The sequence below is a fragment of the Massilia sp. P2_C2 genome (assembly GCF_056404615.1).
The window spans coordinates 1-10,789 of sequence record NZ_JBFUDR010000225.1 but is presented as its reverse complement, the minus strand read 5'-3'; the positions used below and the strand labels follow the sequence as shown (position 1 = coordinate 10,789).

At 55.7% G+C, this 10,789-nt stretch carries 7 protein-coding genes and 1 pseudogene; 4 read left to right on the top strand and 4 right to left on the bottom strand.

Annotated features, from left to right (window positions below; all coding sequences use genetic code 11):
* Positions 1 to 666: IS630 family transposase (locus tag AC1DYX_RS22045; RefSeq protein WP_477262797.1), on the bottom strand; the 666-nt coding region annotated here is incomplete at its 3' end.
* Positions 667 to 1,137: 471 nt separating this feature from the next.
* Here AC1DYX_RS22045 and AC1DYX_RS22040 point away from each other — a divergent pair.
* Together AC1DYX_RS22040 and AC1DYX_RS22035 are read left to right on the top strand one after the other, a co-directional pair.
* A complete protein-coding gene (locus tag AC1DYX_RS22040) occupies positions 1,138 to 2,469 on the top strand; it encodes a hypothetical protein (protein ID WP_477262795.1) in 1,332 nt (443 codons plus the stop codon).
* 15 nt (positions 2,470 to 2,484) lie between these two features.
* Complete coding sequence (locus tag AC1DYX_RS22035; RefSeq protein WP_477262793.1) at positions 2,485 to 3,831, top strand: YfaP family protein; 1,347 nt, start codon at positions 2,485 to 2,487, stop codon at positions 3,829 to 3,831.
* Positions 3,832 to 4,026: 195 nt separating this feature from the next.
* Here the strand turns inward: AC1DYX_RS22035 and AC1DYX_RS22030 are convergent.
* From AC1DYX_RS22030 to AC1DYX_RS22020, 3 genes are all read right to left on the bottom strand, one after another.
* Positions 4,027 to 5,204, bottom strand: a protein-coding gene (locus AC1DYX_RS22030; protein ID WP_477262791.1) for an IS3 family transposase whose coding sequence is annotated in 2 segments (ribosomal slippage) — positions 4,027 to 4,937 and positions 4,937 to 5,204 — 1,179 coding nt in all. Because the reading frame shifts where the segments join, the coding sequence is not laid out codon by codon here.
* A gap of 347 nt (positions 5,205 to 5,551) precedes the next feature.
* Entirely contained in the window at positions 5,552 to 5,842 is a 291-nt protein-coding gene (locus AC1DYX_RS22025; protein ID WP_477262789.1) for a protease inhibitor I42 family protein, read from the bottom strand.
* A 52-nt stretch (positions 5,843 to 5,894) separates the two neighbouring features.
* On the bottom strand, positions 5,895 to 7,916 hold the full coding sequence (locus AC1DYX_RS22020; RefSeq protein WP_477262788.1) for a C1 family peptidase: 2,022 nt from the start codon (positions 7,914 to 7,916) through the stop codon (positions 5,895 to 5,897).
* 825 nt (positions 7,917 to 8,741) lie between these two features.
* Here AC1DYX_RS22020 and AC1DYX_RS22015 point away from each other — a divergent pair.
* Both AC1DYX_RS22015 and AC1DYX_RS22010 read left to right on the top strand, forming a co-directional pair.
* Positions 8,742 to 10,340, top strand: coding sequence for a S53 family peptidase (locus tag AC1DYX_RS22015; RefSeq protein ID WP_477262786.1), 1,599 nt, complete (start codon positions 8,742 to 8,744; stop codon positions 10,338 to 10,340).
* A 180-nt stretch (positions 10,341 to 10,520) separates the two neighbouring features.
* Positions 10,521 to 10,789: pseudogene (locus AC1DYX_RS22010) on the top strand (transposase); the annotation flags it as partial.

Here is a 10,789-nt window from a genome sequence, read left to right as displayed (position 1 = left end):
CGTAGTCCAAATCAGCTGGCCATCATGGCGCAATGCGCCAAGCACGTTGACCCGTTGCCGATGCGCCAGCGGCTCCACGGACCGGGTTTCACCGATTCGGGTCCAGCCGTATTGCAATGAGGGATTCGGGCTGAAACCCGACTCGTCGAAGTACAGCAATTCACACCGTTGCTCATGGTCGAGCCGGCCCAGAGCCTCGATGATCTTGCCGGCGCGCTCGAACGCCTCCTGATTGCGTTTTTTTAAACTGTAGCGGTAGCGCTTATAGCTGAATTTCATGTCCTTGAGATAGCGTGCAGCAGTGCCGTCGCTGATCGAAACATGATCATGGTTCTGCTTCAGGTGGCGCAGCAGCGCGGCAATGGTGCCGCCCTCGGAGTGCGCCAACTCGCTCAACGCCTGCTGTTGCTGTGGCGTCCACTTCCGCGGTCGCCCCGTATGACGCCCCTCGTACAGCCCTGCCAACCCCAGCTTGTTCCAACGCTGGTGCCATTGCTCCACGCTGTTCAAATGCACCGAGAACTCGTCAGCCGTCTGTTGCAGCGTCAGTCCCTGACTCAACCGCAAGATGCCCTGGGCACGCATCCGGGTCCGTGGATGAGGATGGAAAATCCCCATATCCCGCAGCGTCCGACGCTCAGCATCGGACAACATCAAGCGTTTCATGGCAGCGACTCCTGCAGCAATCCTCGTCCGAGTTTACTCAAAATTTGAGAGGACTACTTTTAGCCCAAAGTGCCCATGCAGAGTTCGACAAAGATAAAGTCGTGACCATCGAAATGGCCTGCATAAAATTATTTCTCTTCATTATTCCCTCCGAAAACGGGAGTGATTACGATCGCGCAATTTTTCCTAAGCAACAACCTCACTGTTTAAAGCGTGAGAAATCTGCCACAGTATCTTGACGGCAACGAAAAAGGGGGTAGGGATTGATGAATTTGTCGAGAATTTTTACATATCGATTTGTAACCAATAGTAACCAGTTGATTTATATGGTTGGTACGTTTATTGCTCAGTGTCTTGCGAAATCAGAGAACTTGTAAATACACGCTCCTGCTCTGGTTTTATTGCCTTTTGACAAAACCATTCCCTCGAAGATTTCAAATTTAAACCTGAGTCCGTCCACGGGAGACTTATATGTTAGCCATTTTCAGGCGTTTACTTTGTTTGCTTGCATTCGGCATGTATTGCGGCTTTGCGCACGCCACGTATATTCTTCAGATCGATACCGGTTTTCTTCGTTCCACACAGGCCACCATCGCTTTCGACTTGGTGGACGGCGCCCCCGAACACACCGCGATTGCGTTTGGGCCTCTGAAAGTGGATGGGGTAGAGACATCGCTTCCTGGCCAGATTGCCGACGACCTGTTTTACCAATCCCTCTCCCGTTCCATCCTTCTGGGCGACATGCTGGAAATCAGCTTCGGTCAAAGCCTCTCCTCTACGCCGGATTCGACCTACCTGCCGGACAGTTTCGCTATTTTTCTGCTGGGCCAGGATGGCATGCCGCTATTCTCCACTAGCGATCCGGTCGGCGCGGATAGCCTGCTGCAATGGGACGTAGGGCGTGCGGGTCCACTGGTTTTCTACGGCCAGCTTCGCCAGTTCGATAGTCCTTCGGCGGTACCGGAACCCAACACGCTCTTGCTGATCGTTCCCATCATCGCAATTCTGTTCGCGCGCGGCGCGTCAAAAAAGCGCATGGCCCTGGTGGGGTTGCTCACCGTGAACCTCGCCGCCGACGCAGCGCCGAGCATCAGCGGTGCCACGGATTTGGGCGCGCAGCTTGAAGTTACCGTGTCCGGACTCGTCTTCAATCGTAGTACCGGCACTTTCGACAGTAACGTAGTGATCCGGAACAAAAGTACGGCGGCGTTGAATCGGCCGTTCACGGTGGCTGCGCTTTCGCTTCCGACAAACGTCGTCTTGACCAATGCGACCTCGGTAGCACAGGAGGGTGTTCCTTTCGTGACGTTGGACGGGAACGGTTCCCTCCTTCCCGGCGCATCGATTTCGGTGCCTCTCAAGTTCGTGAATTATTCGAACACGGCATTTCGCTTCGATTTGCGGGTGGTTCGCTTGACCCAGCCGGTTCCTCCGGAAGCGGTCATCATGGGCCCGGATGCCAATAGCAACGGGGTACGCGATGACCTTGAACCCCTGCTCATTTCAAGGTATGGAAGTTCTCCCGCCCTAAAGTCGGCTGCGCATGGCGTGCTAGCCGCCATGCGCAACGCATTGGGTCAGACCGGTTCGGTAGAACTCGCCTTTTCCTCGTCAGTACGCCTGAATCGCGCCTTCGATTGCATGATCCAAACGGCCGGATTGGATCAGGGTATCCAACAAAACAAATTCCTTCGCGATCAAATGCTGAACTCTCGGGATCGTATTGCCACATGGATCGGACRCATGGATCTGCTTGCAGGGCAGTCAATATCTACCGGGGACACCAATCCATGCGCCAATTAAACGATACGCGTTGCCATGGCATCCAATAAACGTAGCGCGCCAGGCGTTCTCGCAAGCCTAGGTGAAATATCGGAGAACATTATGCATTATCCAAAATTAGTGTTAGGCATCATGTCGTCCACGATCGTCAGCGTTGGATTAGCATTCCCGGAAATCAGTCTTGCACAAATATCCGAAACCTCGTATTGCAGCTCAGGTTATCAAGTGTACTTCGGTAACGGGATCGCCTACGACGAATTAAATGCAAATACATCGAAAAACCTCATCCAGGCAGGATTTGGAAACACGTTTGGAAATGAGCCCGTCAGCTATGCAGTATCGATCAATCCAACCGGTGGATTCCTGCGGGACTTGCTGGAAGCCTTTGCACAAAAGCGCGCAGAAGATCCAACATTGAGCTGGCAGCTCTTTTTCAGATGGGTCAGCGGAGAATTCATCAGTACATCGCTCAGCGTATTATTGGACGATTACTTCCAGACCTCAGGCAGCAGGCGACTTGCCCAAGCCGTTGCCTCACTGTCGCAGCCCGCCGCTTACAGTGACCCCACGGTGGTAAGGCACAGCCAGACGTACCGCGATGCCTTGTTGGCGGGGAAACGTGTCCTCGTTGTTGCGCATTCGCAGGGCAATTTATATGCAAACGCGACATACAATAGTCTTCGCTCACAGAATGTCAATGTGGCGCCGTTCAGTATTGCGGCCGTCGCCACGCCGGCAAATTCCGTCGCGACAAACGAGGGGTATGTCACCACCGATGCGGACCGGGTGATCGAGCTCGTCCGTATTCTCGCCCCCGCCACTTTGCCGGACAACGACCAGAGTGTACCGGACTTTCCTGCGCCCGACCGCTTCGGACATGGCTTCAATGAGATATACGCGGGAAACGCCTTTCCTGCCCTGCGAAGCAGAACCTTTGGCCTCGTAAGCACAGCTTTGAATCGCCTGTCGCAGGTTCCGACCCAATCGGCGGCAGGTCCGATTACGACAACTCTTACTTGGAGTTCGCCTGGGGATGTCGATCTCCATGCCTACGAGCCCAATTACCACGTTTATTATGGGCAGCGGCGTGGATTGGTGGGCTATCTCGACCGCGATGACACGACGGGTACAGGTCCAGAACACTACTACGCCCAATGTTCTACCTTTGCACCAGGCAATTACCGTTTCGGCGTGAACTATTATTCCGGCTCGGGTTCCAAAGTCGCTACAGTGAAAGTGTCTGTGCTGGGTATCAGTTATCCGGAGCGCACTATCGTACTTACCTCGCCACGGGGATCTGGAGGCGACAATTCCCCGACTGTACTCTTCAATGTTAAGGTAACGAAAGACAGCACGGGCGCGTACAGTGCAGTAGTCGAGTAAGCGCGACCAGGACGGCAAAGGGCGCACGCCGGCGCTGTCGTCGTGCACCCGGTTACAAAACCCGTAATCGGCAGACACCAATTTTCTTGAGTTCGTGCATTGCAATGCGCAAATTAAAAAGGCTCAGTAGAGCCTGATCAATAACTGTATCGTGAGGTTGTTGAAGTCGGTCGACAAACAAGACCCTTGTAGTGGTCAAGTAATTTCGGACACCACGATAGATTCTTTTGCTGCCATGTTCCGCTCGAAGACGGTGGGCGGCAGGTTGCCCAGAACGGAGTTCAGCCGTTCGCAGTTGTAGAAGCCCACGATGTAGGCCGCGATGTCGATTCTGGCTTCGGCATGATTGGCATACTGGCGTTGCCAGACCTGTTCCATTTTCAGGTTCAGAAAGAAGCGTTCGGCGACCGCATTGTCCCAGCAATTTCCCTTCCGGCTCATGCTGCAGATATTGCCGTGCTTGGCCAGCAAAGCTTGGTATTCGGCGCTCGCGTACTGGCTGCCGCGATCGGAGTGGACCACCAGGCCCGGCGCCGGTTGCCGGTGCCCGATGGCCATGTTCAGGGCCTCGCACACCAGGCTGGCAGGCATGCTTGGCGCCATAGCCCAGCCCACCACCCGACGCGAAAACAGATCGAGCACGACCGCCAAATAAAGCCAGCCGGCGCCAGTTCGGATATACGTGATATCGGAGGCGTAGGCCACGTTCGGTGCCACCGGATTGAACCGACGACCCAGCACATTGGCGGCTACCGGCAAGGCATGTTTGCTGTCGGTTGTGTGAATGAATTTACGCTTCCAGACGGGTTTCAGCTCAGCTTGCCGCATCAGCCGCCGCACTTTATGGCGGCCGATTTGCAGCCCGTCGTTGGCCAGGGCGGCCACGATCCTGCGGCTGCCATAGCTTTGATGGCTTGCCGCGAAAGCGGCCCGCACATGCACGCTGGCCTTGCACACGGCGGGCTGGGCGGCACGTCGCCGGGCCTCGTAAAAACCAGAACGGCTCACTCCCAGCACCCGCCAGCACTGGGCAACGCTGAGGGCCTTCTTTTGCAGCTCGTCGATGAGTCGGTAACTCATTTCAGTTCGCGGGCAAAGAAGGCCGATGCCTTCTTTAATATCTCCACGTCCCCCCTCAACTGACGGTTTTCCTGCTCAAGCTGACGAATGCGCTGCTGCTCTGGCGTGAGCGGCTTGCCGATGCCTGGTTGCCCCGCCTGCTCATCCTCGTATTGCTTTACCCAGCGCCGTACCGCGCTCGGGCCGATGCTCATACTCTCGCTAACATGCTGGACGCTCAGGCCCTGCTCTTTAATCATACGGACGACTTCCAGCTTCAGACTGGTATCGAATTTTCGGCGCTGCCTTGTCATGTAAAACTCTTCGGATGGTGGATTGTCCACCTATCGAGGTGTCCGGGCAAATTAGACCACTACAGTGCCATAGCTGCGCTATTGATTTTGTCTACACTATCTGAAGCGGTGTCATTCTAATCGGCAGCAGGCCAGCTGCCGCCGGTTTATCAGTTGGAGTTGCGTAAGCAAGCGTTAAGCGGAAAGCTGTTCAGTTTCTGCGCAGACTCGTTGAGATCTAGCTGAGACAATTCAGCTACATTGGTCCTATCAGGGAAGTACTGGAGCAGCACACGGTTGGTGTTCTCATTCGTTCCTCGTTGCGATGGGCCGCACGGAGCGTCAAGGCGGTTTGGAGCCGTATCGATTCAGCTAATTCGCACCGTTACTGTATGTGTTTCGATGGGGGCCGGTTCCCATTTACGCTTTAGAACAAAATTGACGACGTACGTCCCGGCCGTCAACGCATGGCACCGAAACACTTGGGTGCTAGGGTTCCCTGGGGCGGATCCGCCGGGCGAGATCTCAACCTGCTTCCCCAGGTACTTGATTCCATTGGGCTCATCGGCAATGTCCCAAACGTAACCCGTCGACGGGGACGAAGTCAGGCGCACTTGGAATTCGGTGTCGATCGGAACATCGATTGTTTCGGCGGACATAAGTTTTCGCTCCTTCGAACTGCGGCCTGATGTACCGATCGACGTATTGTCGTCAGCTCCTTGTTTCGTGATGCCATCCTTTGGCGAAATTGAACCAGAGGGCATGAAGCCGTCCGTCTGCGGCGCGGAACAAGTTGTGCTGCTCGACCACGCCCTCTCCTATGAAAGCGTAGCCGAATGGCTCGCTGACCGCGGCGGGGACGCCCGGCAGCAATGCCGTACGGTCTTCATGATGCCAACCGCTGGCGAAATTGAACCACAGTGCGTGAATATGGCCGTCCGCCGAGCGGTACAGGTTGTGTTGTTCGCGCAGTCCTGTCGCCTTGTTAACGAACGTGTAGCCGAACGGATCGCCCACCGCGGGAGGCGCGGTTGGCAGCATGGCCGTCCGATCTTCATGATGCCACCCGGTGGCAAAATTGAACCATAGCGCATGGATGTGGCCATCAGCGGAACGGAACAGGTTGTGCTGCTCCACCACGTCATCGCTGATGAAGGTGTAACCGAAAGGCTCACCGACTGCRGCGGGGACGCCCGGTATCATTGCTGTGCGGTCTTCGTGATGCCAACCGTTGGCGAAATTGAACCACAGAGCATGGATGTGACCGTCCGCGGAACGGAAGAGGTTGTGTTGCTCCATCAACCCGGTTGCCTTGTTGATGAAGGCGTAGCCGAAAGGATCACCAACGGCCGGGGGAACGCCAGGAAGGAGTGTCGTCCGGTCTTCATGATGCCATCCCTCGGCAAAATTAAACCAAAGAGCATGGATGTGGCCGTTCGCGGAGCGGAACAGGTTGTGCTGCTCAACGATGTTACCGCTGACGAAGGCGTAGCCGAAAGGCTTGCCGACTGCGGTTGGGACGCCAGCTAGCAGTTGTGTGCGGTCCTCGTGATGCCACCCTCCGTCGAAGTTGAACCATAGCGCATGGATGTGGCCATCCGCTGACCGGAAGAGATTGTGCTGCTCGAGCAACTTAGTTGGCGCATTCGTGAACGTATAGGCATTCGGACCTTCCACGGCGGCAGGCGTACCCGGCAGCAAGCTGCGGTCCTCGTGATGCCAGCCTTCGGCAAAATTGAACCAGCTTGCTCGAATGTGCCCGTCATTGGAGCGGGTTAAATTATGTTGCTCAAGCAAGTGAGTAGCTTCGTTCGCAAAGGTGTAGCCGACGGGATTGCCGGTGGCATGGGTGGACAGTGGCAGCACCACTCCCTGCGCGGTCCAGAACGGGAATTCCGTATCGATACCAGCCTCTCCATAGGCGATCTTGAAAAAGCCTTTTTCACCCCAGGCATCTCCCCAGGAATTCTTGCAGATCCAGCAGCTTTCGGCCTCGGAATAGCCGATCACCTCGACACAATGCAATCCGTAATCCACGCCTGTTACATGATGATAAACTCCGCTTCCCAGAGAATAAAAATCTTCGAATACATGTATGATGGCTGAACATGGCCCAATGTTGCTCAAGTAATTCTTGCGATCAACAATATTTGCTAGAGTTGTAGAGTTTGAGATTTTCACCGCGCTCGCATCACGGTTGTTCACACTAACGCAGTGGGGAATCCACAAGTGCGTGGCAGGGTCGGTTTTCGGAGGCTCATCAAAGGCACTCATATATGGAAACGATGGCTCGGGAACAATACCCCGTGCTTTAATCTCCGCATAGGCGTCCCCAGGCCACCATCCTCCACACGATGCACCGTGCGCCGAGCAAAAATGCAGATCGGCTTCGGAGAGGTCGAGTACGACGCCTTTCTCGATTGACGCCATCGATTCGACAACTGCCGTCGTACAAAATGACACGCAAGAACCGCACGTTCGCTGATTCTTTACGGGCGTAACATGGTTACCGTTATGGTTGCGCCAATCGACAGCCGGTGCAAACGCTGGCGCTGATGGGGCACCCGCTTGCGGAGCCATTGCCCGGGCCAGCGCGGCCTCGTCTTTTACAATGCCAAGCAATGCACGCTTCTCGACATCGCTCAGTGTCGATTGCGGCGTCGGCTTTGCGCTCCAGCGCGCATTGACCCGGTTAAGTTGCGACGTTAACGCAGCGATGTCTAAATTGGCCATATATTCCCCACATTGAACAGGTTGGATAATTTGCCCGCGCCGCTGAACAGTCAGGCAAGAGTTGGACGCTCAAATGCGACCTAAAACAGGCCATAGCCGCAGATGCGGTATTTCTCGTCAATTCATTCAATCCGCATGCAGGCTGCAAGCGTCATCGGAAGAAGAGGCGCGCCACGGCTCATAAACAAATCCTCGTGCAGATTTATGCTTAACCATAATCCCGGAACGCCAAGGCATTAACGATATGGACTGCCTCCAATCCGGCCATGCATTCTCTTTTCCATTTGTTTCAGCCGGATGGGTAAACTACACCTACGGCCAGATTCGGCAGCTGTCAATATTGATAGGTAGATTGACGCCTCTATTTGCGTAACCGGCCCACGGCGTGATCCGCGTGTAGCCGGCAGCGCGCGGCATCGTTTCCCGATACACAAATCAAATTCTTTACATTAACTCCAATTTATTTCGGAAAAGATAATGCGAATCACCGAGTGTTTTGCGTGAGAAAAAAATAGATCGAGCAAAAATGATTTGCCGGAAAATAAAGCAGCCGGTGGAATGCCGTCGAATTACGCTACTATCTTTTCTGATAGTGAAGACCTGCCAAGCGATTAAAACGCTACATCGGCGCGATGGGTATTGCCAGGAATGCGCTGCGCTACTACCATGACCTCCCCGTTCGAAAGGATGTGCGTCTCGGCCGCATGTTTTGTGGACGTCGATCCATGTTTATTCAACATGCATGAATGATTGCCGTCGAAATGGCGGTCAACCAAAACCTCGAACGTTTTGCTGACTTCACCCGGTCATTGACAAGGAGTTGCCATGCCTACGCGTAAATTATTTCATGACAGTGTTATCGAAATGCCTGTTCAGCCTGGTCCTGTTGCGAGCGGGTTGAATGTGCATGCTGCCACGGCGGAACATCATGATGATCCGATGTCGATCAGTTTTTCTCTATCGCCGTCGAATAATCTCAACGAGGAATTGGAAAAGCGGGTAGAGAACGGTGAACGGGTGCCGATTCAAGAGCTCCGCGATCGATATGGCGTGAGCAAGGAGCAAATTGCTCCACTCGTCGAGTGGCTCAAAGCAAATGGTTTTACCGTGGATTACCAGGCGCCGGACAATACGAGCATTCAAGCCACCGCCGCCGCGAGCGATGTCGCCAAGGCGTTGCAAGTCGAGTTAGTGCGTGTCACAAAAGACGGCATCACTTATACGTCCGCGCGCAACGCGCCAAGCCTGCCGGACGACGTCTCCGGTAACGTCCGGGCAATCATCGGTTTACAACCGCATCGCCAGGCTCACAAGCATTCCCGGCGGCTGCCGCCCGGGCTCGGTCAAACGGAGAAGCGTCGCGCCGGCACGGCCAGGGCCGCCGAGTCGGTGCCAGGCTATCGTCCGGCAGATATCTTGAGGACGTATGGCGCGGACGGCATCGACGCCACCGGCGACGGCCAGATCATTGCCATCGTCATCGATACCGTGCCCAAGGAAGCCGATATGGTGGCATTCTGGGAACAGAGCGGTATTCCGGTCGATGCGTCCCGTGTCCAGATCGTCAATGTCACCTCGGCGGTGTTGCCCCCGCCGAGTGGTGAGGAAACGCTGGATGCGCAATGGGCCAGCGGAATTGCGACCGGCGCCAAGCTTCGCATTTACGCGACCGGAACCTTGCGCTTTTCCGACATCGATCATGCGCTCGACAGGATCTTGAACGACATCGCGCAGGAACCGGGATTGCGGCAGGTGTCGATGAGCCTGGGGCTCGGAGAAACCTATATGGCGCCGGGCGAAGTCAAGACCGAACACGCGAAATTCCTGCGCCTGGCGGCCGCGGGTGTCAACGTCTTCGTGTCCAGCGGTGACGCTGGCTCCAATCCGGACAGTACGGGCCATGGCGGGGGCGGGCCGCTGCAGGCGGAGTACGAATCGTCCGATCCATGCGTCATCGGCGTCGGCGGCACGACGTTGAAGATCGCATCGGACGGCACCGTCCAGGAATCGTCATGGGCCGGCGCCGGCGGTGGGCGCAGCATGTACTTCAAGCGTCCCGCTTGGCAGAAAGTGAATGGCAAGTCGTCTGGCCACAACCGTATGGTGCCCGATGTGAGCCTGACTGCCGATCCGAATTACGGGGCACTCGTCGTTCTCAACGGCGACCCGGTCGAGTATGGCGGCACGAGCTGGAGCGCTCCCGTATGGGCCGCGTTCTGTGCGCTGGTCAATTCAGCGAGAGTGAAGCAAGGCAAGGATCCGCTGAACTTCCTGAATCCGGTCTTGTACAAGGTGCAGGGGACGGCCTGTTTTCGTGATATCACGGGCGGCAACAACGGTGCCTACGAGGCGGTCAAGGGGTATGACATGGTCACCGGCCTTGGCGTACCGAACGTCCAGCAACTGATCAAGACATTGCCCTAGTACTACAGTTGTAATTTTTCAAACTTCCATCTGTGATACGTGTCTAACGCACGGAGACGGAATGGAGGTATGACATGGATACCGTAGTCGAGCGATACGAGGGATATCGGGGGCCCAATGGGCTTTGTTGCATAAATTGGCCCTGCAGCGGCCAGGGCGGGGCACGGGTAAACTGACGGCATGACCGCCCCTGCAAAACCGAAGTACCGAACGACGAACTGGAAAGACTACAACGCCGCATTGAAAGCCCGTGGCTCGCTGCTGATCTGGCTGGACAAGGACATGTGTTGGCACGGCAGTGCCAGCGGCAAGCGGCAAGCGGGGGCGCACTCCGAAGTACAGCGAGGCGGCGGTCCAGTTCTGCCTGACCGTCAAGGGCCTGTTCAATCTGCCCTTGCGTCAGGCGATGGGCATGACGCAGAGCCTGCTCGAGTTGGCCAGGCTGGACT